This window comes from Sphingomonas sp. S-NIH.Pt15_0812, from assembly GCF_003951315.1.
Classification (GTDB): Bacteria; Pseudomonadota; Alphaproteobacteria; order Sphingomonadales; family Sphingomonadaceae; genus Sphingomonas.
Map to the genome: position 1 here is coordinate 1 of NZ_QLJH01000010.1, position 24,478 is coordinate 24,478.

The window sequence follows — 24,478 nt, forward strand, 5'->3', positions numbered from 1 at the left end:
GGCGAAGGAGAAATGGTCGGACCGGTAATAGCCGCCGCGTTCCGGATTGCTCTCGGTCCCGATCACGCGCCCTTCGCCGGCGACGATCGGCTTGACCAGATCCTCCAGCTCCGACTTGCCCGCGCCCGCGATCACGAAGTCGCGCGCCAGGCCGTTGACGTTGAGCACGTCCATATTGACCCCGCCGACCGTGCGGCTGAGCGGATAGATGGGATGTTCCGCATAATAGCGCGAACCGAGCAGCCCCGATTCCTCCGCCGTCACCGCCAGGAAGCCGATCGAGCGTTTCGCCGGCCCCGCCTTGGCCTGCGCCTCCGCCAATGCGACCAGCCCGGCGACGCCCGAGGCATTGTCGACCGCGCCGTTGCAGATATCGTCGCCATCGACCGCGTCGCACCGGCCCAGATGATCCCAATGCGCCGAATAGAGGACATAGTCATCGGGCTGCGCGGTGCCCGGCAGCACGCCGATGACGTTCTTGGACGCCTGCCGCCGGATCGTGTTGCGGAAGCTGAGCGACATGCGCGCGTCCAGCGGCACCGCCTTGAAGCCCTTGTGCGTCGCCGCCTCGGCCAGGGCGGTGAAATCCCGGCCCGATGCGGCGAACAGCGCCTGCGCCTGGGGCAGCTGCATCCAGCCGATCACCTGGCTCTGGTCGAGATGATCGCCCTTCTCGTCCAGTTCGAGCTGCGGCCCGGTCCAGGAGGATTGCACCACCGCCCAGGGATAGGCGGCCGGTTCGGTCTGGTGGACGATGATCGCGGCGGCGGCGCCATGCTTGGCCGCATTCTCGAACTTATAGGGCCAGCGGCCGTACCAGGTCATCGCCCGGCCCTCGAACGGCCCCTCGCGGCCCATGGTCTGCCAGTCGGCGTCGTTGATCAGGATGACGACGGTCTTCCCCTTCACGTCGACGCCGGCATAATCGTCCCAGCCCTTTTCGGGCGCGGTGATGCCATAGCCGACGAAGACGACCGGGCTGTCCTCGACCGCGACCGACGGCGTGACGCGATAGGTGCCCGCGACCATGTCGGTGCGATAGGCCAGGCGCTGCGCCGGCTTGCCCGGCACCGTGAAGGTCATCGGCGACATGTCGGTGGCGGTGATCTCGACCATCGGCACGGCCTGCGTCCATGCGCCGTGATTGCCGGGCTTCAGCCCCGCCGCCTTGAACCGCTCGATGATGTACGCGACCGTCTTCTCCTCGCCCGCCGTGGTCGGCGCGCGGCCCTCATAGGCGTCGGACGACAGCGTCTGGGTGACGGTCTTCAGCGTCTCCGGCGAGATGGCGGGCGTGGGCGCGGTCTGCGCAAGGGCGGGCGCGGCGACGGTGGCGAGCAGGGCGAGGATGGTGAGGCGCATGGTGTCTCCTGGATGCGCCCCATGGTGTGGCCGGGGTCGCCGCGCCGAGCAAATGAAAAGGCACGAAAAAAGGCGGCCCCCGCCAGGGGGACCGCCCGTTTTCGTGCTCGTGGTCGAACCGTCGGTTAGCGCGAGTAGAACTCGACGACCAGGTTCGGCTCCATCTTCACCGGATAGGGCACCTCGTCCAGCGTCGGGACGCGAACGAAGGTGATCTTGGCGTTGCCGTCCGGCGCGACGTAATCGGGCACTTCACGCTCGGCGAGGTTCTGCGCCTCGAGCACCAGCGCCATTTCCTTGGCCTTGGTGCCCAGCGTGATCTCGTCGCCGACGAAGCAGCGACGCGACGCGATGTTGCACTTCACGCCGTTGACGCGGATGTGGCCGTGGCTGACCAGCTGGCGGGCGGCGAAGATCGTCGGGGCGAACTTGGCGCGATAGACGATCATGTCCAGGCGCTGCTCCAGCAGACCGATCAGGTTCTGCGAGGTGTCGCCCTTCATGCGGGCGGCCTCCTGGTAGCATTGCTTGAACTGCTTCTCGGTGACGTCGCCGTAATAGCCCTTCAGCTTCTGCTTGGCGCGCAGCTGGATGCCATAGTCGGAGACCTTGCCCTTGCGGCGCTGGCCGTGCTGGCCGGGGCCGTATTCGCGCTTGTTGACCGGCGACTTGGGGCGGCCCCAGATGTTCTCGCCGAGACGGCGATCGAGCTTGTGCTTGGCGCTATGGCGCTTCGACATCGTAATTCCTTGCAACTGACAACAACGTTGGTCCCGGTATCGCTCCGCGACTCGGACGAATGAGGATTCTCATGCGCAGGAGAGCAGGGCCGCCGCTTCACCGGGATGCGGGGCCGATTGCGAAGGGGCGCGCCTAGCCGCAGGCGGCCCCGGAGTCAAGCTGACGGGTCAAGCTGGCGCCGGGGCGGACGGGATCAGCGCGGCGCGCCGGTCCGCCCGCCATTGATGCGCCGAGCGTTTTCCGCCGCGCCCGCATTGGCGCTGTCGATCGCGGCCCACTCCGCCTTGCTGTGGCAGGTGCGCTTGGCCATGATCGAGCCGAGCGGCACCTCCTTGCGGCAGACCGGCTTCTCGGTCGCGACCGGCGTGGGCGCGGCGGCGGGCGTTTCCGGCGCGGTCGTCTGGGCGGCAAGGGCGGCAGACAGCAAGAGCATGAACATGGGCGGTTTTCCCTGAATAAGAGACAGGGGATATGACCTGAAATCCCAGGCGAATGCAAAGCCTGATCGTGATGCCGCATTGGCGGGGCCGACCGGCACCGCTAGAGCGACCCCATGTCCGACACGATCCTGCCCGGCCCCGATTGCACCACCATGACCGAGGTCCGCGCCGGCGTCGACGCGCTCGACCGCGAACTGGTCGCGCTGCTCGCCCGGCGCTTCGCCTATATGGACGCGGCCGCGCGGATCAAACCGGCGCGCGGCGCGGTGCGCGACGAGGCGCGCAAGGCCGAGGTCATCGCCCATGCCCGGGCCGAGGCGGAGCGGCTCGGCCTGCCGGCGGCGGTGATCGCCGACCTATGGGAGCGGCTGGTCGAGGCCTCGATCGCCTATGAGCTCGACCGGTTCGATCGCACCCGCTGACTCCTCCGCGCGGCCCCGCCGCAGCTTCGCGCCCTCCAGCGCCGACAGCACGCCGCGCAGCGTGCGGACCTCCTGGCTCGACCAGCCCGGCTTGGTCAACAACGTGCGCAGCGTGCGGCGGGTCGTCTCCTTGCGCTCGGGCGGGAAGTAGAAATGCGCCGCCTCCAGCATCGAATCGAGCTGGCCGATCATCCCTTCCAGCTCGCCCTGCGGGGCCGGGGGCGGCAGGTCGGTTTCGGGCGGCTGCGCCAGCGACTGGTGCTTGGACCATTCATAGGCGACCAGGATCACCGCCTGCGCCAGGTTGAGGCTGCCGAACTCCGGGTTGATCGGCACGGTGACGATGGTGCGGGCCAGCGCGACATCGTCGGTCTCCAGTCCCGATCGCTCGGGCCCGAACAGGAAGGCGCTGCGCCCCGGCGCGGCCTGGATCGCGGTGGCGGCCTCCTCGGGCGTGACGACGGGCTTGGTCACGCCCCGCTTGCGCACCGTGGTGGCATAGACATGGGCGCAGTCCGCCACCGCCTCGGCGACCGAATCGAACAGGGTCGCCCCCTCCAGCACCAGGTCCGCGCCGGAGGCTGCGGGGCCGGCCTGGGGATTGGGCCAGCCGTCGCGCGGCGCCACCAGCCGCAGCTCGGTCAGGCCGAAATTGAGCATGGCGCGGGCGGCCTTGCCGATATTCTCGCCCAATTGCGGGCGGACCAGGACGATCACGGGCTTGGGGGCGGGCGAAGAAGACATGTGGTCCCTTTTCCGCGTCTGACGCCCAAAGTCGAGCGGGCGCTACAATTCGATGCGCGTCGCTTCCGTGGAAAGGTCGGCGAACAGCGCCGCCTCCGTGCCGGTCATCCAGGTCTGCCCGCGCCCGTCCAGCCGCGCGAACAGCGCCGCGCGCCGGCCGGGGTCGAGATGCGCGGCGACTTCGTCGAGCAGCAGCACCGGCGCGCGGCCGGTCCGGTCCGCGACCAGCTCGGCATGGGCCAGGACGATGCCGATCAGCAGCGCCTTCTGCTCGCCGGTCGAGGCGAGCGCCGCGCCTTGCGCCTTCTCGCGATGGATGACCGACAGGTCGGCGCGATGCGGGCCGATGAGCGTGCGGCCGGCGGCGGCGTCGCGGCGGCGCCCCAGCGCCAGCGCGCGGGCGAAGGACTCGACCTGCATCGGCTCGCCCAGCAGGTGCAGCCGGGCATGGGGAAAGGCCCCTGCCGCCGCCGCGTCGAGCCGTTCGGCGAGCAGCGCGACCGTCTCCAGCCGCGCCGCGTCGAGCGCCGCGCCATGCTCGGCCATGCGCGCCTCCAGCGCGGTCAGCCATTCGGAATCGGCGGGATGCTCGCCCGCCAGCAGCCGGTTGCGCTCGCGCATCGCCGCCTCGTAGCGGCTGGCATGGCCGGCATGGGCCGGCGACAGGGCGAGCACCAGCCGGTCGAGGAAGCGCCGCCGCTCGCCCGCCGGCTCGACGAACAGCCGGTCGGTGGCGGGGGTGAGCCAGAGCGGCGTGATCCACTCGGTCAGCCCGGTCGCGGTGGCGGGCGCGCCCTGGATGCGGACGATGCGGCGATCCGGCGCGGGGGCCTGGGTGCCGGTGGCCAGCTCAACGCCCGCGACGCTCGCCGCCACGCCCCAGCCGCCCGGTCCCCCCTGCCGCGCCATCGCCGCCAGCGGCGCGCGGCGCAGCCCGCGGCCGGGCGTGAGCAGCGACACCGCCTCCAGCACATTGGTCTTCCCCGCCCCGTTCGCGCCGGTCAGCACCACGAAGCCGGGGCCGGGCGACAGGCTCAGCGCGTCATGGTTGCGGAAATCGCTGAGGGTGAGGCGGTCGAGCAAGGGGCGGGGTCGGCAATCAGATATGGAAGCGATGCACCGGCACACCGAGAATGGTGGCGCGGTCGGCCATGACACGGTCCAAGGTCGCGACGCCCAGGTCGCGGTCGCGCACGATCGCCAGGTGCAACGCATCGCCCGATCGCAAGGTGGATTGGGGTGCGCCGATCAGCACGGACGCCAGGCGAAAATGGCGGGGACGAATCGGTAGCACGCGACACCCGGCGGCAAGCCGATCCCAGACCGCCAGCACCCGCTCCGCCCCATCCTGATCGAAGTCGCCGCGCCGACGCTTCATCGCGATGGCACTGGTGAATTCCGTACCGACCCATTCACTGATCGCCAGCGAGTCTGTGATCTGCTGCGCAAGCCATGCCTGGACCGGTTCGCTGCCGATCTCGCCGGTCAGCGCCGCCACGAACACCGACGTGTCGCAATAGATCATTCAATAACGATCCGAGTCGCGGAGCGTCCGAACCGCATCACCGCAACGATCGGTGCTAGGAGGCAGGCTTGCGGTCAATGCCTGCAATGTCGCCAGGTCGACGATGGCCCTTCGTTTGCTCGCGGCGGCGGGCACGAGCTTCGCCACCACGCGTCCATCCCGCATGATAGCGACCCGCTCGCCCTCGACGGCACGTTCGACCAGATCGGACAGTCGTTCGTCTCGGTCGGACAAATGATAGGCGTCCATCGCCACACCCTTCCACTATCGCCCGATCACCCGCCGTCGAGCGACCGGATGGGATGCGGGTTTATACCCGCATCGGCATCAGCACGTACAGCGCGGGCGCCTTGTCGTTCTCGCGGATCAGCGTCGGCGCGCTGGCATCGGCCAGGTGGACCTCGACCAGGTCGCTGTCGATCTGGCCCAGGATGTCGAGCAGATAGCGGCTGTTGAAGCCGATCTCGAACGGCGTCGACGTATATTCGCCGGGCACTTCCTCGGCCGCCGTGCCGTTTTCCGGGCTGCTGACCGACAGGGTGATCTTGTCGCGGTCCAGCGCCATCTTCACCGCGCGGGTCTTCTCGGTCGCGATGGTGGAGACGCGGTCGACGCCCTCCATGAAGCTCTTGGGGTCGAGCTTCAGGATCTTGTCGTTGCCGGTCGGGATGACGCGCGAATAATCGGGGAAGGTGCCGTCGATCAGCTTGGAGGTCAGGATCGCCCGGCCCAGGTCGAAGCGGATCTTGGTGCCCGACAGCGACACGCCGACCGACCCGTCCACCTCGTCGAGCAGCTTGCGCAGCTCGGCGACGCATTTGCGCGGCACGATCACGTCCGGCATCTGCTCGGCGCCCTCGGGACGCGGCATGGTGACGCGCGCCAGCCGGTGGCCGTCGGTCGCCGCCGCCTTCAGCACCGGCTCCGGCCCGTCGGTGGCGACGTGCAGGAAGATGCCGTTCAGGTAATAGCGCGTCTCCTCGGTGGAGATGGCGAAGCGGGTCTTGTCGATGATCTGCTTCAGCGTCTCGGCCGGCAGCTCGAACTGGGTCGGCAGCTCACCCTCGGCGATCACCGGGAAATCGTCGCGCGGCAGCGTGCCGAGCGAGAAGCGGGCGCGGCCGGCGACGATGGTCATGCGCCCCTCGGCGGCGGACAGCGACACCTGCGCCCCCTCGGGCAGCTTGCGCGCGATGTCGAACAGCGTGTGCGCGGACACGGTGGTCGATCCGGGCTGGTCGACCGCGGCGGACACCTGCTCGTTGATCTGCAGGTCGAGGTCGGTCGCCATCATCTTCAGATGGCCGTCGGTGGTCGCCTCGAGCAGGACGTTGGACAGGATGGGGATGGTGTTGCGGCGCTCCACCACCGATTGCACATGGCTCAGCCCCTTCAGGAGCGTCGCGCGTTCGATCGTCGCCTTCATATCATCCCCCAGGCCCGACTTCGGCCGATTTGGATTGCAGTCCTAGCCGATTGACCGGGAGGAGCAAGCATTCCTCCCTTCGTCAGCCAGCCAAATCTGGCGGTTCAACGCGGTTTGCCGTTGCATCGCTCCGCCCGAGGATCGACATGCCCGCGCATGAGGATGGCGCGACACATGGGATTGCTGGCCGCCCTGTGGCTGATCGCGGCCGGGCCGGTGGCGGCGCGCGAGACGATCGGCGTGTGGCGCAGCTGGGGCGCGTTCCGCGACCGCGACCGCTGCTATGCCATTGCCGGCCCCGCCTCGGCGGGCGGCGCGTCGCGCTGGCGCCCCTTCGCCAGCGTCGCGCGCTGGACCGAGGCGAGCGCGGGGCGGGGCCTGCGCGCCTCGCTCCACGTCCGGCTCAGCCGCGAGCGCGACCGCTCCGCGCCCGTCACGCTGACGGTCGGCGAGCGGCGGTTCGCGCTGGTCGGCAACGGCGTCGACGCCTTCGCCACCGATGCGGCGAGCGACCGGGCGATCGTCGCGGCGCTGCGCGGCGCGCGCAGCATGAGCATCGAGACGGTCGGCGTGCGCGGCCGCCCCTTCGCCGACAGCTATGCCCTACGCGGCGCGGCCACCGCGATCGATGCGGCGATCCTGGCCTGTGCGGGACGATAGAAAGGCCCGACGAAGCCACCGGTCCGGATGGTTCCGTGAGACAGTGGAAAAAGCCTCGCGGATCGGCTATAGGCGCGCGATGCAGACAGCCGCGAACCTGATGCCCATTCCGGGGCATGTCGATCCCGTGCCCGTGCCCCGCGCGGCCGCACCTCGCAGCGACGGGCGGGTCGACCTGATCGGCCTGACCCGCGACCAGATTCGCGCCGCGCTCGAATCGGCGGGGCTGGAGCCCAAGCAGGCGAAGCTGCGCGCCAAGCAGATCTTCCACTGGCTCTACAATCGCGGCGCGACCGAATTCGCGCAGATGACCGATATCGCCAAGGCGCAGCATCCCTGGCTGACCGAGCGATTCGTGGTCGGCCGGCCCGAGGTGGTCGAGGCGCAGGTGTCGACCGACGGCACGCGCAAATGGCTGCTCCGCTCGCCCGACGGGCAGGATTACGAGGCGGTGTTCATCCCCGATGCGGATCGCGGCACCCTGTGCGTGTCGAGCCAGGTCGGCTGCACGCTCAACTGCACCTTCTGCCACACCGGCACGATGCGGCTGGTGCGCAACCTGACCGCTGGCGAGATCGTCGGTCAGGTGATGCTGGCGCGCGACGCGCTGGGCGAATGGCCGTCCCAGCCGGAGGGGCGGATGCTCACCAACATCGTGATGATGGGGATGGGCGAGCCGCTCTATAATTTCGACCATGTCCGCGACGCGCTGAAGCTGGTGATGGACGGCGACGGCCTGGCCCTGTCCAAGCGACGCATCACCCTGTCGACCAGCGGCGTGGTGCCGATGATGGCGCGCGCCGGCGAGGAGATCGGCGTCAACCTGGCGGTGTCGCTCCATGCGGTGACCAAGGAGGTGCGCGACGAGATCGTGCCGCTCAACCGCAAATACGGCATCGAGGAGCTGCTCCAGGCATGCGCCGACTATCCGGGCGCGAACAATGCGCGGCGCATCACCTTCGAATATGTGATGCTGAAGGACAAGAACGACTCGGACGAGGAGGCCCACGAACTGGTCCGCCTGCTGCGCAAGTACCGCCTGCCGGCCAAGGTCAATCTGATCCCCTTCAACCCCTGGCCCGGCGCGCCCTATGACACGTCGACGCCGGAGCGGGTGCGGCGCTTCTCCGATATCATCTTCGAGGCGGGCATCTCCGCGCCCGTCCGCACCCCGCGTGGTCGCGACATCGACGCCGCCTGCGGGCAGTTGAAGACCGCCGCCGAGAAGAAGTCGCGCGCCGAGCGCGACCGCGAGGCGGCGGCGGACGCGGCCGCCCAGGCCCCGACCGAAACCGCCGCCGCCTGATCCGGGGCGGGCGGCGGTGATCGATGCCGGCGCGGTGGCGCTCGCGGCCGTTGCCGGCCTGGTCGGCGGCGGGATGAACGCGCTGGCGGGGGGCGGCACCTTCGCCACCATGCCGGCGCTGCTCGGGCTCGGCACGCCGGCCAATGTCGCCAACGCCACGTCGAACCTGGCGCTGATGCCGGGGGCCTGGGCCAGCGCCTGGGCGTTCCGCGACGAGCTGCGCCCCGTGGGCGGCGTATCGGTGCGGGTGCTGGCGGCGATCACCTTCGCGGGCGGGCTGCTGGGCAGCGTGCTGCTGGTCGCGACGCCGGGCCGCGCCTTCGACGTGATCGTGCCATGGCTGCTGCTGATCGCCTTCCTGGCCATCGCCTTCGGGCGCCGGGCCGGTGACTGGCTGCGCGACCGGGTGACGATCGGCACATCGACGCTGATGATCGTGCAGGCGGTGCTGGGCACCTATGGCGGCTATTTCGGCGGCGGCGTCGGCATCATGACCACCGCCACCTATGGCCTGTTGGCGGGCGAGTCGGTGCGGTCGATGTTCGCGCCGCGCACGCTGATGCTGGCGGTGGCGAATTTCGCGGCGGCGCTGGTCTTCATGGCCACCGGGCTGGTGCGGTGGGAGCTGTGCCTGCCGATGCTCGTCGGCGGCCTGCTCGGCGGCTGGCTGGGCGCGTCGCTGGGCAAGGCGTTGCCGCCCTCGGTGGTTCGCGGCTGGACGCTGCTGGTGACGGCGGCGACGACGATCGTCTTCTTCGTGCGGGCGTACGGGTGATTCGGAACGCCTGACGGCTCGTTACCGCCGCCGCGCCAGGGCCCGCGCCAGCGACAGCGCCGCATCGTCGGCCAGCACGCCACCGGCATTGCCCGGCGCCATCACCGCGCGCTCCGCCCGGCGGATGCGGGCAAGCGCGTCGGCGAGCATCGCGGGCGTCCAGCGGCGCAGATGGCGCGCGGTGGCGGCCTCCTCCTTGAAGAAGACGCGGTGGCGCTTCATCACCGCCTCGACCGGCTCGCCCGTGGCCATTTCCGCGCGCATCTCGGCAAGCGACACCAGCCGGCGCGCCACCTGGCGCAGCCAGGGAATCGGCGACCCGCCCGCCTCCGCCAGCCGCGCCAATTCGTTGGCGAGCAGGTCCGGCCGCCCCTCGATCAGCGTGTCGACCAGCGCGAAGGTCTCGCCCTCGTCGAGATCCGCGCCGACCGCGTCCAGCGCCGCCAGCGTCAGCTCCTGCGGCCGGTCCGGCGCGGCATCCAGATAGAGCGCCAGCTTCTCGACTTCACGCGCCAGCACCGACCGGTCGCCGCCCGCCGACTCGACCAGCCGCGCCGCGACCCCGGGGGCGACGCGCATCCCCTGGTCCTGCGCCAGTTGCGCGGCGAGCTTCTCGGCATCCTGCGCGGTCGGGGGATAGCAGCCAAAGGCCATGGCGCGCGGATGGTCGAGCGCCAGCTTCACGATCTTGGCGCTGGTCTTCACCCCCGGCGCGATCGCCACGACCGGATTGGTGCCGCTTTCGAGTTCGAGCAGGGCGGTGACGGCGGCGAGGCTCTCCTCGCCCAGGCCGGTGATCCGGACCCAGCGGGGCGTGCCGAACAGCGACATCGACGCCGCTTCGTCCGCGAGCCGCGCGGGATCGGCGCGTAGCGCCGCGCCGTCCAGGTCGATCCGCTCCGCCTCCGGCCCCAGCGCCTTGCCGAGCAGGGTCGCCAGCGCCTGCGCGCCCGCCTCGTCCGGTCCATGCAACAGGTGGAAGCGGACGTCGCGCCGGGGAGACTGGAGCGCTTGCCGGATCTGGCCGGCATTGGCCTTCACCGCGTCACTGCCCCGTGCCGGGCGTCTTGGCCCGGTTGCGCGCGGTGATCGCGACGCTGGTCACGATCTCGTCCGCGACGATCTTGGCGAGGCGTTCGAGCGCGCTGTTCTCCGCCGCGATCGTCGCATATTCGGACTGGACCACGTCGATCCCGGCATCCGAGCCGGCGGTCGCGTCGAGCAGCATCCGGTTGTCCGACAGGTCGGTCAGCTGATAGCGCGCACGCAATATCCGCCGCTCGCGCGTGATCGAATCGTCGCCGCGCACGCCCAGGCCGCTGATCTGGTCGTCCAGCCGCACCGTCAGCCGATAGCGCGGCGTGCCCGTCGCGCCCAGCCGGTCGCGCAAGGCGTTGCCGACCAGCCAGCCCGCCTTGCCCTCGATCGGCGCGACCTCGACCTCGGCGAGCGATTTCGCGACCGGTCCGGCCGCGCCGCCCGCATAGAGCGGATGCAGGCCGCAGCCGCCGAGCAGCGGGGTCGCGGCCAGCGCCAGCGCGGAAAGGGCGAGATGGCGGGTCATGCGACGATGTTCACCAGCCGGTCGGGCACCACGATCACCTTGCGCGGTGCCTTGCCCTCCAGGATGCGGACGATCTTGTCGCTCGCCAGCGCCGCCGCCTCGACGTCCGCGCGGTCCGCGCCCTTGGCGAAGATCAGCGTGTCGCGCAGCTTGCCGTTGACCTGCACCGCGATCGTCACCTCATCGTCGACCAGCATCGCCGGATCGACCACCGGCCAGGCCGCATCGGCGATCAGCCCGTCCTGCCCGCTCGCCGCCCAGGCCTCCTCGGCCAGGTGCGGGACCATCGGCGCGGACAGCCGCACCATGGTCGCAATCGCGTCGCGCCGGTCGGCGGAGGGGGCCGCCTTCTCGATCGCGCCGGCCAGCGTGTAGAGCAGCGCCACCGCCTTGTTGAACTGCAACCCCTCGATCGCCTCGGCGACGCCGGCCGTGGTGCGGTGGACCAGCTTGCGCAAGGGCACATCCTCGCCCTCGGCGGCCGCCTCGGCCTGGCCGACCAGCCGCCACAGCCGCTGGACGAAGCGCCATGCGCCCTCGATGCCGTTCTCGCTCCACTCCAGGTCGCGCTCGGGCGGCGAGTCGGAGAGCATGAACCAGCGGACCGCGTCGGCGCCATACTGGTCGACGATCGGCTCGGGATCGATCGTGTTCTTCTTCGACTTCGACATCTTCTCGATGCGGCCGATGGTGATCGGCTGGCCGGTCGCGATCTCGATGCCATCGCGGACATCCTCGGGCGCCAGCCAGCGATTGTCCGACGACTTGTAGGTCTCGTGCGTGACCATGCCCTGCGTGAACAGGCCGGCGAACGGCTCGGCGATGTCGAGCTGGCCGATATGCTTCAACGCGCGCGTCCAGAAACGGGCATAGAGCAGGTGCAGGATCGCATGCTCGACGCCGCCGATATACTGGCCGACCGGCAGCCACTGCGCCGCCTCCGCCGGATCGAACGGGCGATCCCGGGGCTGGCTGGCGAAGCGGATGAAATACCAGGACGAATCGACGAAGGTGTCGAGCGTGTCGGTTTCCCGACGCGCGGCGCCGCCGCAATTCGGGCAGGCGACGTCCTTCCAGCTCGGATGCCGGTCGAGCGGATTGCCGGGAATGGCGAAGGACACGTCCTCGGGCAGCACCACGGGCAGCTGGTCCTTGGGCACCGGCACCGCGCCGCAGGCGTCGCAATGGATGATCGGGATCGGCGTGCCCCAGTAACGCTGGCGGCTGACGCCCCAGTCGCGCAGGCGATAGACGGTCGAACCCTGGCCCCAGCCTTCGGCCTCGGCGCGCGCGATCACCTGGCGCTTCGCCTCCTCGATGGCGAGGCCGTCGAGGAAGTGCGAGTTGACGATCGTGCCCGCCCCGGTGAAGGCGATGTCGCCCTCGAACAGTGCGGCGGTCGCCTCGCCATCGGCGACGACGCGCTGGACCGGCAGTGCGTATTTGCGCGCGAAATCCATGTCGCGCTGGTCATGCGCGGGCACGCCGAACACCGCGCCGGTGCCATAGTCCATCAGCACGAAATTGGCGATGTAGACCGGCAGTTGCCAGTTCGGGTTGAGCGGATGCTGCGCGGTCAGGCCGGTGTCGAAGCCCAGCTTCTCTTGCGTCTCCAGCTCGGCGGCGGTGGTGCCGCCCTGCTTGCAGCGGGCGACGAAGGCGGCGACCGCCTCATTGCCGGCCGCCAGCGCTTGCGCGATCGGATGGTCCGCCGCCACCGCGACGAAGCTGGCGCCGAAGATCGTGTCGGGACGGGTGGTGAACACCTCGACCGACCCGCCGTCGGACAGCGCGAAGCGGAACTGCAGGCCCTGGCTGCGGCCGATCCAGTTCTCCTGCATCAGCTTCACCTTGTCGGGCCACTGGTCCAGGCTCTCCAGCCCTTCCAGCAGCTCGTCGGCGAAGTCGGTGATCTTCAGGAACCACTGGTTCAGCTTGCGCTTCTCGACCAGCGCGCCCGAGCGCCAGCCGCGCCCGTCGATCACCTGCTCATTGGCCAGCACGGTCATGTCGACCGGGTCCCAATTGACCGTCGACTCCTTGCGATAGACCAGCCCGGCGGCGAACAGGTCGAGGAACAGCGCCTGTTCGTGGCCGTAATAGTCCGGCTCGCAGGTGGCGAGTTCGCGGCTCCAGTCGAGCGCGAAGCCCAGCCGCTTCAGCTGCGCCTTCATCGTCGCGATGTTGGCGCGGGTCCAGTTGCCCGGATGGACGCCCTTTTCCATCGCGGCATTCTCGGCCGGCATGCCGAACGCGTCCCAGCCCATCGGGTGGAGCACCTCATGCCCGGTCATCCGCCGATAGCGCGCCAGCACGTCGCCCATCGTATAGTTGCGGACATGGCCCATATGGATCTTCCCCGAGGGATAGGGGAACATCTCCAGCACATAGGCGCGCGGCTTGGTCGAGGCGGCATCGGCGGCGAAGCTCTGCCGCTCGTCCCAGACGCGCTGCCAGTGAGCGTCGGCCTTCAGCGCGTTGAAGCGCGTATTGGTCATGGGGTGCGCCTTCAACCCGCGATCGAGGTGCGGCGCAGGTCGCGGGCGCGGGTCAGGATCAAATCCTCCAGCTTCTGCGTGGTCGCGGCCTGGACGGGCGCGGCGACCCATTGGCCGCCCTGATTGACCTGGCGCAGCGCCGCGACGCGCACCGCGTCGGCGCGCAGGTCCTGGTCCAGGATGGTGACGGTCACCTTCATCCGCTCGGTCGGCACCTGCGGGTTCACATACCAGTCGGTGACGATGACGCCGCCGTTCGAATCGGTCTGGACCAGCGGCATGAAGCTCAGCGTGTCGAGCGCGGCGCGCCACAGATAGGAATTGACGCCGATCGTCGTGACCTTGCTGGCCGCCAGGTCGCCGCTCGGCAACCCGCTCTTGCGGCCGCCGCAGGCGGTGAGCGACAGCGCGGCGGTGGCCGCGATCAAAAGGGCGGTACGGCGGAACATATACGATGGATCCTGCGCAGGAAGGGCGTGCCCTCCGGCCTGTACCGCCCGCCGCCATGCCTAGCAAGGCGCGCCCGAATCCGTCTGACCGGTCGTCCGGCGGGGGCGGGGCTGTGGGATGGATGCAACAGGCGGTATGAAATTGGTCTGACAAGGTGGCGACGCCGGATCAAACCATGCTACATAGAGTTGCCGGGCGATGGTTCGTCACGGGTCGATAAGGGAATGACATGAGGGCGGGGCGCTTCATCGTCGGGATCGCTGCGGGGGCGTTGGTCGCCCTCGGCGCCGTCGTTGCGCCCGCATTCGGCGCGTCCGAACGAACCGCGGCCAAGCCGATCAAGCGGTCGACCCTGCGCAGCGTCGGCGGCTTCACCCCCGCATCGGGCGATCCGCGACTCGCCGCCCTGCTGGCGCGCGGCGGCTTCGATCCCAATGGCTTCCACTTCACCCCCGCCGATACGCGGCGCGATACGCGCGCGGTGACGGTGGCGGTACGGGCCCGCTCGATCCGTGCCACCGAAGGTGGTCGCACCGATCTGGCCAGCAATTCGACCGTCGTCGGCCTGGCGCCGATCGCCTATAATCTGGGCGCGGCGGTGGGCTGGAAGCGGTTCGCGCTGGCCGGCGACGTGACGCGCGTCGATCTGCAGGGCCTGCCGGGCGGGCGCGAGGGTGCGGACGTCGCGGTCAGCTATACCGGCAATCGCTGGTCCGGCCGGGTCAAGGCCGCCGCCGATCGCCCGATCGAGGGAACGCCGCGGGCGATCGCCGAGCTGCCCAGCTATTCGGTCGATCTGGGCGGGTCCTATTCGCTCACGCATAACCTCGATGTCACCGCCGGGCTGCGCTATCGCTCGGACCGCGAGCGCCTGACCCGCGTCGACGACCATCGCGACAGCCAGGCGGTCTATGTGGGCACCGCCTTCCGCTTCTGATCGGGGTTCCGGCTGGTCCGGGCGTTGGATCGACTCTGCGAGGGTTAGGGGTGTGGGCTGCGGCCTATGCCGCTTTCGAGTGAGATTCTTTCCAGAGCGCGCTACACCGTCTGGGCAAGGGCGGGGTCGTTGCAAAACTCCACGATCCCCTCCCATTACGCTCCACCCCGGCGGAGGCCGGGGTCCAGTAACGGAGCCTCTCGAAAGAGTGGCCAGGCTCGCCCAACTGGATCCCGGCCTTCGCCGGGATGGCCCGGTGATGGGCTCGCCAAGGTCATGCTTTCTCCGAAGTGGAGCGGTGGCGGGGAGCCGATCCTGCAAAACCCCGGCGACGTAAGCCAATCGGACGTCTATGGTAGATCGTGGCGGGCATGACGGCAGGACAGGCCGTCTGCGCCACATAAGGCGTCCAACAAGTGAGGCGGCCTTGTCACCCCGCCGCCATCATCCCCGCGTGGCGTCGCTGACCTGTCCGGCTTCCTCGACCTGGCCGGCGAACGCCTCGAAGTCCTTCGCCTCGCTGAAATCGCGATAGACGCTGGCGAAGCGGATATAGGCGACCGAATCCAGGCCCTTGAGCCCATCCATCACCATCTCGCCGATCCGGGCGGAGGTCACCTCGGTATCGCCCAGCGTCTCCAGCCGGCGCTGGATGCCGGTGACCAGCTTCTCGATCCGCGCCGGCTCGATCGGCCGCTTGCGCGCGGCGATCGCGACCGAGCGCATCAGCTTCTCGCGATCGAACGGCTCGCGCCGATCCTCGCTCTTCAACACGGTCAGTTCGCGCAGCTGGATCCGCTCGAAGGTGGTGAAGCGCGCCGCGCAACCCTCGCACTGCCGCCGGCGTCGGATCGCCGCCCCATCCTCGGTGGGGCGGCTGTCCTTGACCTGGCTGTCGTCATGGCCGCAAAAGGGACAGCGCATTCAGGCCTTCTTCTTGTCACGTTTCCAATACGCATAGGTAGCGCCGGCCACCGCGCCCAAAGGTACCGTGAATGGCAGCGGAATGGCAACCACGGCACCGATAGCCGCCCACTTCGCCATCGACTTGCCCAAGCCAGGCGTGTTCTTCACCGTTTCGGGAACCGCATTGATCTTGTCTTCGAAGCTGCTCATCCGGATCATCCTTGATAGATGGGGAAGCGTGCGCACAGCGCGCGCACACGCGTCCGAACGTCCGCCTCGACCTCCGGGTCCCCATGCTCGCCCTTCTTGGCCAGGCCGTCGAGCACGTCGGCGACCATATGGCCGATCTCGCGGAACTCGGCCGGGCCGAAGCCGCGGGTGGTGCCGGCGGGCGAGCCGACGCGGATGCCGCTGGTCTTGACCGGGGGCAGCGGATCGTTGGGGATGCCGTTCTTGTTGCAGGTGATGCCCGCCCGCTCCAGCGCCTCGTCCGCGTCGCGGCCGGTGATGCCGAGCGGCCGCAGGTCGATCAGCGCCAGATGCGTGTCGGTGCCGCCCGCGATCACGTCCGCGCCGCGCTCCTTGAGCGTGGCGGCCAGCACCCGGGCATTCTCGACCACGGCGGCGATATAGCCCTTATAGTCGGGACGCAGCGCCTCGCCGAACGCCACCGCCTTGGCGGCGATGACGTGCATCAACGGGCCGCCCTGGAGGCCGGGGAACACCGCCGAGTTGATCTTCTTCGCCAGCGCCTCGTCATCGGTCATGATCATGCCGCCGCGCGGACCGCGCAGCGTCTTGTGCGTGGTGGTGGTGACGACATGCGCATGGCCGAACGGGGTCGGGTGCAGGCCGGCGGCGACGATGCCGGCGAAATGCGCCATGTCGACCATGAAATAGGCCCCGACCTTGTCCGCGATCGCGCGGAAGCGGGCGAAGTCGATGACGCGCGGATAGGCGGAGCCGCCGGCGATGATGAGCTTGGGGCTATGCTCGACCGCCAGCGCCTCGACCTGGTCGTAATCGATCAGGTGCGTGACCGGGTCGACGCCATATTGCACGGCATTGAACCACTTGCCCGACATCGCGGCGCGCGCGCCATGGGTCAGGTGGCCGCCGGCGTCCAGGCTCATGCCCAGGATCGTGTCGCCCGGCTTGACCAGCGCCAGCATCACCGCGCCGTTCGCCTGCGCGCCCGAATGCGGCTGGACGTTGACGAAGCCGCAGCCGAAGATCTGCTTGGCGCGGTCGATCGCCAGCTGCTCGACCAGGTCGGACGGGGCGCAGCCCTGGTAGTAGCGCTTGCCCGGATAGCCCTCGGCATATTTGTTGGTGAAGACCGAGCCCTGCGCCTCCAGCACGGCGCGCGAGACGATGTTCTCCGAGGCGATCAGCTCGATCTGGGTCTGCTCGCGCTCCAGCTCCTGGGCGATGCCGGCGAAGACCGCCGCGTCGGCGTCCGCCAGGTCGCGGGTGAAGAAGCCCTCGGGCTGCGCGCTCACGGTATCAAGGGGCTGGCTGCTCATGCGGCATGGTCCTGTTGAGAGGGGGCGGCGAAGAGGGCGGCGCCCAGCTTCTCGACCCGGTGTTGGTGGCGACCGCCCTCGAAATCGGCGGTCAGGAAGGCGGTGATGCAGGCCTTGGCCATGTCCTCGCCAATCAGGCGCGCGCCCATCGCGATGGCGTTGGCGTCGTTGTGCTGGCGGGCCAGCGTCGCCGACAGCGGCTCGGACACCAGGGCGCAGCGACAGGCGGGATGGCGGTTGGCGGCGATCGAGATGCCGATGCCCGAGCCGCACAGCGCGACGCCGCGCTCGGCTCGGCCGTCGGCGATCGCCTCGGCCAGCGCATAGCCATAGTCGGGATAGTCGACGCGGCCGTCGCCATGCGTGCCCAGGTCGATCACCTCATGCCCCTGCTCCGCCAGCCAGGCGGCCAGCCCCGATTTGAGGGCGACGGCGGCATGATCGGCGGCGATGGCGATGCGCATGGGCGCTTCCTGGCGGCAAGGGGATGGGATGGGCGCGCCCATAGCCCGGTCGCATCCGAATGACCATAGACCTTGCCGCGCGGAGGGATGCGTCTATCGTCGCGTCTCGATGGTCCGCACCGCTTCCCCCGACGCCCGCGCATATCTCGCCGCGATGCTGATCGCCACCGGCAGCGAGGATCGCGCCGCCTTTCGCGAGGTCTATCGACTGACCTCCGCGAAGCTTTTCGGCATCTGCCTGCGTATCTGCGGCGACCGGAGCGCGGCGGAGGATGTGTTGCACGATGTCTATCTGACGATCTGGCGCCGGGCGGGCGCGTGGGAGCCGGGACGGGCCAGCCCGATCACCTGGCTGGCCACCGTCGCGCGCAACCGGGCGATCGACTGGCGCCGGGCGCAGGGCGGCCGCCAGACCCGCCCGATCGCCGAGGCGCCCGACATCGCCGATAGCGCGCCGGACGCGGAGGCGAGGCTGGTCGCCGATGGCGAGCGGCACCGGCTGGTCGATTGCCTGGAGGAGCTGGAGGACCGGTCCCGCGCCGCGATCCACACCGCCTTTTTCGACGGGCTGACCTATGCCGAGATCGCCGAGCGCGCCGCCGTGCCGCTCGGCACCGCCAAGAGCTGGATCCGCCGCGGCCTCGCCCGGCTGAAGGAGTGCCTGGACCGTGACGGATGAACCCGACCTCCAGGCCGCCGAACTGGCGCTGGGCGTGCTCGATGGCGAGGCGCGCGCGGCGGCGCTGCGACGGGTCCTGGCCGAACCCGATTTCGCCGCCGCTGTGGAGCGGTGGCGGCTCTATTTCGCGCAGCTCTTCGACCTGTGGCCCGAGGTGGAGCCGCCCGAGGATCTGATCGAGCGGATCGACGCCAGCCTGGGCGGGCCCGGCCATGGTCGGACCCGCCGCGCCGCGCCCTGGCCGCTGATCGCCATCGCCTCCAGCGCGCTGGCGGCGTGCCTGCTCGTCATCCTGCTGCTGCGGCCCGCGCCGGCGCCGGTCGCCCCGTCGCCGACGCCGCCCGCCCCGATCGCCAGCGCAACGCCCGCCCCGGCGAGCGGGCCGACGCTGATCGCGATGCTGGGCGAGGGCAAGACGCCGATCGCCGCCGCCTATGACGGGGCGGCGGGGCGGTTGCGCGTCGCCAGCCAGCCGACGCCGCCGAGCGGCCGGGTCGCGCAGCTCTGGGTGATCGGCGGCGACGCCACGCCGCATCCGCTGGGACTGTTGGGGCCGGACGGGCTGGAACTGGTGCTCGCCCCCGCCGACCGGGCGCGGATCGTGGCCGGCGCGACGCTCGCCATCTCGATCGAGCCGCCGGGCGGGTCGCCGACCGGCCTGCCGACCGGACCCGTGGTCGCGACGGGCGCGTTGTCCAGGGTATGAGGTCCCCCGCGTCGTCCCCCACCGTGTCCACCGTATCGCCCGCCGCCCGGCTGCTGGGTTTCTCCGGCCTGCTGCCGCCGCTGGCGCTGCTGGGGCTGGCGCTGGTCCGGCCGGACGACGGCTGGCGGATGCTGGCCTTCGCCTATGCGGGGCTGATCTTCAGCTTCCTGGGTGGCATGTGGTGGGGCTTCGCGGTGCGGCGGCCGGCGGCGGCGCAGGCGCCGCTGCTGGTCGCGGCGGTGGTGCCGTCGCTGGTCGCCTTCGGGCTGCTGGGGGTGGGGCTGATGCTGCTCGACCTGCGCTGGCCGCTCGTCCTGCTGGGCGCGGCCATCCTGCTGACGCTACCGGTCGACCGCCATCTGGCGGCGACGGGCGATGCGCCCGAAGGCTGGATGGCCCTGCGCGTGCCGCTGTCGCTGGGCCTGGGTCTGCTGACCATCGCGATGGGCGTGGTATAGGGGAGCGCATGAACAGGCCGGCGACCCTCCCGTCTCCGGAGTCGTTCAAGGCGCGCTTCACCGCGTCGGAGTTCCTGCGCATGGCCGAGGTCGGGGCGTTCGAAGGAATGACGGTCGAACTGGTCGGGGGAGAACTGGAACGGCTGAATCCACCGCAGACCGCCCATGCGGGGCGACAGGCGATGGTCGTGGGTCAGCTGTGGGCGATCTTCGCATCCAGTGAAGTACGGGTGATGGGCGAAGTCGGATTGGAATTGGCCGACGACATGATCCTGTCCTGCGACGCGGCGCTGCTGAACGGGCCGGTCGCGGCGGGACGGCTGGCCCGGCCGGAAGAATTGCGGCTCGTCGTCGAGATCGCGGAGACGACGCGGCTGCGCGATCTGGGGATGAAGCGCATCGCCTATGCCATGGCGGGCGTGCCGGTCTATTGGGTGGTCGACGGGCCGATGGCGGTGACCCATGTCCATGCCGAGCCGATGCGGGGCGATTACCGCCGCGTCGTCACCATTCCCTTCGGCGAGCCGGTGCCGGTGCCGGGCAGCGAGCGGACGATCGTCATCGCCTGAACGGGATGACGATCGTCCGGTCCGCGATCAGGCCTCGGCGGTTTCCAGCGACGGATAATCGATATAGCCCTCCGGCCCCCGGCTGTACCAGGTCTTCGGATCGCTCTCGTTGAGCGGCGCGCCGGTACGGAGGCGTTCCGGCAGGTCGGGATTGGCCAGGAAGGTGCGGCCGAAGCTGATCGCGTCGGCGACGCCCTCGTCCAGCTTGGCCTGCGCCGCCTCGCGGGTGTCATAGTCGCTGTTCAGCACCAGCGGGCGCGAGAAGGCCTCGCGGATCTGCGGGCTGAGCGGCGGCACGTCGGTACGGCCGAAGGTGCCGTCGGGGCCGGGTTCGCGCAGTTCCAGGAAGCCGATGCCGATCGCGTCCAGCGCCTTCACCGCCGGCAGGAAGACGGCGGCCGGGTCGCTGTCGTCGACCCCCTGGCTGTCGCCATTGGGCGACAGGCGGACCGAGGTGCGACCCTCGCCCGCCACCGCCGCGACCCGCTCGGTCACTTCGCGGAGCAGGCGGATGCGGTTCTCCGGGCTTCCCCCGTAACGATCGTCGCGGAAATTGGCGTTGTCGCGCAGGAACTGGTCGATCAGATAGCCATTGGCGGCATGGATCTGCACGCCGTCGAAGCCGGCGGCGAGCGCGTTGCGCGTCGCGGTGGCGTAATCCTCGATGATGCCGGGGATCTCCTCCAGCGTCAGCGGCCGGGCGACCTCGAAATCCTGCTTGCCGTCGAAGGTGTGCGCCTGCCCCTCGGTCCGCGTCGCGGAACTGGAGACGGGCTGCGCGCCATAGACCGAGCTGTGGCCCTGGCGACCGGTGTGCCAGAGCTGCGCGACGATGCGGCCGCCGGCCTGGTGGACCGCCGCGGTCACCGGCGTCCACGCCTCGACCTGCGCGTCCGACCACAGGCCCGGCGCATAGGGCCAGCCGAGACCGGTGCGGCTGATCCCGGTCGCCTCGGAGATGATCAGGCCGGCGCTGGCGCGCTGCGCATAATAGTCCGCCATCATGGCGACCGGCACGCCGTCGCGGCCGGCGCGACCGCGGGTCAGCGGCGCCATCAGCAGGCGATTGGCGGCGTGGATCGCACCGAGATCGATGGGATCGAACAGATTGGGCATAGCGGCTCCTGAAACAGGCGATAAATCGGACAAAGGCCCGGACGGGCCTGACGCAAACGAGATAGGAAGCTAGAGGGCGCCATGCACGAAGCCGTCCCGCAAAGAAAAACTGAAGCCGCGTCAAGGTCGATTCCGCCCCAGGCCACGGAACCGCTGGCCCTGCTGTGCGTGGCGGTGGCGAATGTCGCGCTCGCCTTCGGTCCCTGGTTCGTGCGCGTCGCCGATACCGGGCCGGTCGCCTCGGCCTTCTGGCGGATCACGCTGGCCGCGCCGCTGATCTGCGTCATGGCCCTGGCCAGCGGCGCGCGGCCGCAGCGGCTGGGGGCGGGGCTGTGGATCACGCTGGCGCTGGCCGGCATCGCCTTCGCCGCCGATCTGGGCAGCTGGCATATGGGCATCCTGCGCACCACGCTGGCGAACGCGACCCTGTTCGGCAATTGCGCGGTGCTGATCTTCCCGCTCTACGGCTTCTTGGTCGCGCGGCGCTGGCCGGCACGGGGGCAGGCCTATGCGCTGCTGCTGGCGCTGGCGGGCGGCGTGCTGCTGATGGGGCGGTCCTACGACCTGGACGCGCGCAACCTGGCGGGCGATCTGCTCTGCCTGTCCGCCGGCATCCTCTACACCGTCTATTTCATCCTAATGACCCATGCGCGCCGGGTGATGGCGCCGCTGTCGTCGCTGGCGCTGTCGACGCTCGCCAGCATCCTGCCGCTGCTCGGCTTCGCGCTGCTGCTCGGCGAGCGGGTGATGCCGCAGCATTGGACGCCGCTGATCGGGCTGGCGCTGGCCAGCCAGGTGCTGGGCCAGGGCTGCATGATCTATGCGCTGGGCCGGCTGTCGCCGCTGGTGATCGGCATCGCCCTGCTGATCCAGCCGATGGTGGCGGGCGCGATCGGCTGGATCGTCTATGGCGAGCGGCTGGGCGCACCCGACCTGATGGGTGCGGCGTTGGTGGCGGCGGCGCTGGTGATGGTCGCGCGTCGCCCGGCGGTTGCGCCGGTCGCCGCGGATGCGCATGTGCAGGCGTGACGGGGCAGGCTTGAAGGAGTGGCAATGACCAAGGACATGACGCTCGAGGAAATCCGCCAGACGCTGGCCCCGGCGATCGCGTCCAATGCCGCGTTCGACGGCTGGAGCGAGCCGGCGCTGCTGATGGCCGCGGAGGCGCACGGGATCGACGCGGACGTCGCGCGGCTCGCCTTTGCCGGCGGCGCGGTGGCGATGATCGACGCCTGGTTCGATTCGATCGACCGGGCGATGGCCGTCGCGCTGTCCGCCGAGACGCTGGCGACGATGAAGATCCGCCAGCGGATCAGCGCGCTGATCGAGGAACGGCTGCGCCTGCTCGCCCCCGAGCGCGAGTCGCTGCGCCGCGCCCGCGCGATTCTGGCGATGCCGCAGAATGTCGCCACCGCGGCGCGTCTCGGCTGGCGATCGGCGGACCGGATGTGGCGGCTCGCCGGCGACACCGCCACCGACTACAACCATTACACCAAGCGGTCGCTGCTGCTCGCCATCTACACCGCCACGACGACGGTGCTGCTCGACGACGACAGCGAGGACCAGATGGAGACCCGCGCTTTCCTCCAGCGCCGGATCGACGGGCTGATGCGTTTCGAAAAGGCCAAGGCGGCGGCGCTGAAGCGTACCGAGCATCGCCCCAGCCTGTCGCGCTTCATCGGCCGGCTGCGCTACCCGGCGGTCTGAATGCGGCGGATCGGGTGGGACAATTTGTCCACCCGATCCGATCACCGTTACCGGCTTTATCCTCTTTCCCCTTGGGGTCGCGCGGATTACATCCCTGGTCATGGACAATATCGGCATTGGTTCAGAGGCGCGCGTCGACTACGCCCGGGTCTTCCATCAGGCGATCGACCGGCTCCATGCCGAGGGGCGCTACCGCGTCTTCATCGACATCCTGCGCAACAAGGGCGCCTTTCCCAATGCGCGCTGCTTCGCCGGGCATAACGGGCCGAAGCCGATCACCGTCTGGTGCTCCAACGACTATCTGGCGATGGGCCAGCATCCCAAGGTGATCGCGGCGATGGAGGAGGCGCTGCACGATGTCGGCGCCGGCTCCGGCGGCACGCGCAACATCGGCGGCAACACCCATTACCATGTCGACCTGGAGGCGGAGCTGGCCGACCTGCACGGCAAGGAAGCGGCGCTGCTGTTCACGTCCGGCTATGTCTCCAACGAGGCGACGCTGGCGACGATCGCCAAGATCCTGCCGGGCTGCATCATCTTCTCCGACGAGCTGAACCACGCCTCGATGATCGCGGGCATCCGCAATGCCGGCTGCGAGAAGCGCGTGTTCCGCCACAACGACCTGGCGCATCTGGAGGAATTGCTCGCGGAGGCGGACCCCGCCGCGCCCAAGCTGATCGCGTTCGAGAGCGTCTATTCGATGGAGGGCGACATCGCCCCGATCGCCGCCATCTGCGACCTGGCGGACCGCTACAACGCGCTGACCTACCTGGACGAGGTTCATGCGGTCGGCATGTACGGCGCGCGCGGCGGCGGCATTTCCGAGCGCGACGCGGTGGCTCACCGGCTGACGATCATCGAGGGGACGTTGGGCAAGGCGTTCGGCGTGATGGGCGGCTATATCGCCGCCGACCGGACGATCATCGACGTGATCCGCTCCTATGCGCCGGGCTTCATCTTCACCACCTCGCTGTCGCCGGTGCTGGTCGCGGGCGTGCTGGCAAGCGTGCGCCACCTGAAAGGCTCCACCGCCGAACGCGCGGGACAGCAGGCCGCCGCCGCGACGCTCAAGGCGATGCTGCGCGATGCCGGTCTGCCGGTGATGCCGGGCGACACGCATATCGTGCCGGTGATGGTCGGCGATCCGGTCAAGGCCAAGAAGATCAGCGACATCCTGCTCGCCGAATATGGCGTGTACGTGCAGCCGATCAACTATCCCACGGTGCCGCGCGGCACCGAGCGGCTGCGCTTCACCCCCGGCCCCGCGCATGACGAAGCGATGATGCGCGACCTGACCCGGGCGCTGGTGGAGATCTGGGACCGGCTGGACCTGCGCATGGCGGCGTGAGCCTTTATGTGGCGGGGTGGATGGATTCCGGCCCGCCAAGGGATCGTGACGAGCGAATCGGCATAGTCTGAAACCCGCATCACTGCGGTGGGAGCACGGCCTTTGCGAATCCCACCGGACTATCCCGGCGGAGGCCGGGATCCAGTTGG

At 69.7% G+C, this 24,478-nt stretch carries 29 protein-coding genes; 12 read left to right on the plus strand and 17 right to left on the minus strand.

Annotated elements, in window-relative coordinates:
- From BRX43_RS08410 to BRX43_RS08420, 3 genes are all read right to left on the minus strand, one after another.
- Positions 1 to 1,362, minus strand: a 1,362-nt coding sequence (locus tag BRX43_RS08410; protein ID WP_125994409.1) for a M28 family peptidase, incomplete at its 3' end; no start/stop codon positions are given.
- Between the two features lie 125 nt (positions 1,363 to 1,487).
- Entirely contained in the window at positions 1,488 to 2,102 is a 615-nt protein-coding gene (gene rpsD, locus BRX43_RS08415; RefSeq protein ID WP_125994410.1) for a 30S ribosomal protein S4, read from the minus strand.
- 194 nt (positions 2,103 to 2,296) lie between these two features.
- Entirely contained in the window at positions 2,297 to 2,542 is a 246-nt protein-coding gene (locus BRX43_RS08420; protein ID WP_125994411.1) for a hypothetical protein, read from the minus strand.
- A gap of 114 nt (positions 2,543 to 2,656) precedes the next feature.
- Between BRX43_RS08420 and BRX43_RS08425 the strand changes: the two genes are divergently transcribed.
- Positions 2,657 to 2,965, plus strand: coding sequence for a chorismate mutase (locus BRX43_RS08425; protein ID WP_125994412.1), 309 nt, complete (start codon positions 2,657 to 2,659; stop codon positions 2,963 to 2,965).
- Here the strand turns inward: BRX43_RS08425 and BRX43_RS08430 are convergent.
- From BRX43_RS08430 to dnaN, 5 genes are all read right to left on the minus strand, one after another.
- Entirely contained in the window at positions 2,900 to 3,709 is an 810-nt protein-coding gene (locus tag BRX43_RS08430; RefSeq protein ID WP_125994413.1) for an RNA methyltransferase, read from the minus strand. The genes BRX43_RS08425 and BRX43_RS08430 overlap by 66 nt on opposite strands.
- 42 nt (positions 3,710 to 3,751) lie before the next feature.
- Positions 3,752 to 4,792: a DNA replication/repair protein RecF gene (gene recF / locus BRX43_RS08435; RefSeq protein WP_125994414.1), complete on the minus strand. Its 1,041-nt coding sequence runs from the start codon at positions 4,790 to 4,792 to the stop codon at positions 3,752 to 3,754.
- Between the two features lie 16 nt (positions 4,793 to 4,808).
- A complete protein-coding gene (locus BRX43_RS08440; protein ID WP_125994415.1) occupies positions 4,809 to 5,234 on the minus strand; it encodes a type II toxin-antitoxin system VapC family toxin in 426 nt (141 codons plus the stop codon).
- The gene (locus BRX43_RS08445; protein WP_125994416.1) at positions 5,235 to 5,483 is read right to left on the minus strand and encodes a type II toxin-antitoxin system prevent-host-death family antitoxin; all 249 of its coding nucleotides are present in this window, start codon (positions 5,481 to 5,483) and stop codon (positions 5,235 to 5,237) included.
- A 61-nt stretch (positions 5,484 to 5,544) separates the two neighbouring features.
- Positions 5,545 to 6,660, minus strand: coding sequence for a DNA polymerase III subunit beta (dnaN, locus tag BRX43_RS08450; RefSeq protein WP_125994417.1), 1,116 nt, complete (start codon positions 6,658 to 6,660; stop codon positions 5,545 to 5,547).
- A gap of 162 nt (positions 6,661 to 6,822) precedes the next feature.
- Here dnaN and BRX43_RS08455 point away from each other — a divergent pair, with 162 nt between their 5' ends.
- The 3 genes from BRX43_RS08455 (at position 6,823) to BRX43_RS08465 (ending at position 9,401) form a co-directional block, all read left to right on the plus strand.
- A complete protein-coding gene (locus BRX43_RS08455; RefSeq protein ID WP_125994518.1) occupies positions 6,823 to 7,320 on the plus strand; it encodes a hypothetical protein in 498 nt (165 codons plus the stop codon).
- Between the two features lie 79 nt (positions 7,321 to 7,399).
- On the plus strand, positions 7,400 to 8,626 hold the full coding sequence (rlmN, locus tag BRX43_RS08460; protein ID WP_125994418.1) for a 23S rRNA (adenine(2503)-C(2))-methyltransferase RlmN: 1,227 nt from the start codon (positions 7,400 to 7,402) through the stop codon (positions 8,624 to 8,626).
- Positions 8,627 to 8,642: 16 nt separating this feature from the next.
- The gene (locus BRX43_RS08465; protein ID WP_241214857.1) at positions 8,643 to 9,401 is read left to right on the plus strand and encodes a sulfite exporter TauE/SafE family protein; all 759 of its coding nucleotides are present in this window, start codon (positions 8,643 to 8,645) and stop codon (positions 9,399 to 9,401) included.
- A gap of 21 nt (positions 9,402 to 9,422) precedes the next feature.
- On the opposite strand, the gene holA is transcribed toward BRX43_RS08465, so the two are convergent.
- Genes holA through BRX43_RS08485 form a run of 4 tightly spaced genes read right to left on the minus strand, consistent with a single transcriptional unit; the run spans position 9,423 to position 13,912 of the window.
- On the minus strand, positions 9,423 to 10,442 hold the full coding sequence (holA, locus tag BRX43_RS08470) for a DNA polymerase III subunit delta (protein WP_125994419.1): 1,020 nt from the start codon (positions 10,440 to 10,442) through the stop codon (positions 9,423 to 9,425).
- A gap of 4 nt (positions 10,443 to 10,446) precedes the next feature.
- Entirely contained in the window at positions 10,447 to 10,965 is a 519-nt protein-coding gene (gene lptE / locus BRX43_RS08475) for an LPS assembly lipoprotein LptE (RefSeq protein ID WP_125994420.1), read from the minus strand.
- Positions 10,962 to 13,463, minus strand: coding sequence for a leucine--tRNA ligase (gene leuS, locus BRX43_RS08480; protein WP_125994421.1), 2,502 nt, complete (start codon positions 13,461 to 13,463; stop codon positions 10,962 to 10,964). Before leuS ends, lptE begins: the two co-directional genes overlap by 4 nt.
- Positions 13,464 to 13,474: 11 nt before the next feature.
- A complete protein-coding gene (locus BRX43_RS08485; protein ID WP_125994422.1) occupies positions 13,475 to 13,912 on the minus strand; it encodes a DUF3576 domain-containing protein in 438 nt (145 codons plus the stop codon).
- Between the two features lie 230 nt (positions 13,913 to 14,142).
- Here BRX43_RS08485 and BRX43_RS08490 point away from each other — a divergent pair, with 230 nt between their 5' ends.
- Positions 14,143 to 14,850 (plus strand): hypothetical protein, encoded by a 708-nt coding sequence (locus BRX43_RS08490; protein WP_206433160.1) that lies wholly within the window; start codon positions 14,143 to 14,145, stop codon positions 14,848 to 14,850.
- A 444-nt stretch (positions 14,851 to 15,294) separates the two neighbouring features.
- On the opposite strand, the gene nrdR is transcribed toward BRX43_RS08490, so the two are convergent.
- Genes nrdR through rpiB form a run of 4 tightly spaced genes read right to left on the minus strand, consistent with a single transcriptional unit; the run spans position 15,295 to position 17,746 of the window.
- Positions 15,295 to 15,774, minus strand: a complete 480-nt coding sequence (gene nrdR / locus BRX43_RS08495) for a transcriptional regulator NrdR (RefSeq protein WP_125994423.1) — start codon at positions 15,772 to 15,774, stop codon at positions 15,295 to 15,297.
- On the minus strand, positions 15,775 to 15,966 hold the full coding sequence (locus BRX43_RS08500) for a hypothetical protein (RefSeq protein WP_125994424.1): 192 nt from the start codon (positions 15,964 to 15,966) through the stop codon (positions 15,775 to 15,777).
- Between the two features lie 5 nt (positions 15,967 to 15,971).
- Positions 15,972 to 17,282: a serine hydroxymethyltransferase gene (gene glyA, locus BRX43_RS08505; RefSeq protein WP_125994425.1), complete on the minus strand. Its 1,311-nt coding sequence runs from the start codon at positions 17,280 to 17,282 to the stop codon at positions 15,972 to 15,974.
- Positions 17,279 to 17,746, minus strand: coding sequence for a ribose 5-phosphate isomerase B (gene rpiB, locus BRX43_RS08510; protein WP_125994426.1), 468 nt, complete (start codon positions 17,744 to 17,746; stop codon positions 17,279 to 17,281). The genes glyA and rpiB overlap by 4 nt, the downstream gene beginning before the upstream one ends.
- 109 nt (positions 17,747 to 17,855) lie before the next feature.
- On the opposite strand from rpiB, the gene BRX43_RS08515 reads away from it, so the two are divergent.
- Genes BRX43_RS08515 through BRX43_RS08530 form a run of 4 tightly spaced genes read left to right on the plus strand, consistent with a single transcriptional unit; the run spans position 17,856 to position 20,158 of the window.
- Positions 17,856 to 18,425: a sigma-70 family RNA polymerase sigma factor gene (locus tag BRX43_RS08515; protein WP_125994427.1), complete on the plus strand. Its 570-nt coding sequence runs from the start codon at positions 17,856 to 17,858 to the stop codon at positions 18,423 to 18,425.
- Positions 18,415 to 19,131: an anti-sigma factor gene (locus BRX43_RS08520; RefSeq protein WP_125994428.1), complete on the plus strand. Its 717-nt coding sequence runs from the start codon at positions 18,415 to 18,417 to the stop codon at positions 19,129 to 19,131. The genes BRX43_RS08515 and BRX43_RS08520 overlap by 11 nt, the downstream gene beginning before the upstream one ends.
- 23 nt (positions 19,132 to 19,154) lie before the next feature.
- Positions 19,155 to 19,589 carry a DUF3429 domain-containing protein gene (locus tag BRX43_RS08525; RefSeq protein ID WP_241214858.1) on the plus strand — a complete coding sequence of 145 codons (435 nt, stop codon included), beginning with the start codon at positions 19,155 to 19,157 and terminating at the stop codon, positions 19,587 to 19,589.
- An 8-nt stretch (positions 19,590 to 19,597) separates the two neighbouring features.
- Entirely contained in the window at positions 19,598 to 20,158 is a 561-nt protein-coding gene (locus BRX43_RS08530; protein ID WP_125994430.1) for a Uma2 family endonuclease, read from the plus strand.
- A 27-nt stretch (positions 20,159 to 20,185) separates the two neighbouring features.
- On the opposite strand, the gene BRX43_RS08535 is transcribed toward BRX43_RS08530, so the two are convergent.
- A complete protein-coding gene (locus tag BRX43_RS08535) occupies positions 20,186 to 21,274 on the minus strand; it encodes an alkene reductase (RefSeq protein ID WP_125994431.1) in 1,089 nt (362 codons plus the stop codon).
- A gap of 81 nt (positions 21,275 to 21,355) precedes the next feature.
- On the opposite strand from BRX43_RS08535, the gene BRX43_RS08540 reads away from it, so the two are divergent.
- The 3 genes from BRX43_RS08540 (at position 21,356) to hemA (ending at position 24,329) form a co-directional block, all read left to right on the plus strand.
- Positions 21,356 to 22,303, plus strand: coding sequence for a DMT family transporter (locus BRX43_RS08540; RefSeq protein ID WP_125994432.1), 948 nt, complete (start codon positions 21,356 to 21,358; stop codon positions 22,301 to 22,303).
- A 24-nt stretch (positions 22,304 to 22,327) separates the two neighbouring features.
- Entirely contained in the window at positions 22,328 to 22,981 is a 654-nt protein-coding gene (locus BRX43_RS08545; protein ID WP_125994433.1) for a COQ9 family protein, read from the plus strand.
- A 100-nt stretch (positions 22,982 to 23,081) separates the two neighbouring features.
- Positions 23,082 to 24,329: a 5-aminolevulinate synthase gene (hemA, locus tag BRX43_RS08550; RefSeq protein ID WP_125994434.1), complete on the plus strand. Its 1,248-nt coding sequence runs from the start codon at positions 23,082 to 23,084 to the stop codon at positions 24,327 to 24,329.
- Positions 24,330 to 24,478: the final 149 nt, after the last annotated feature.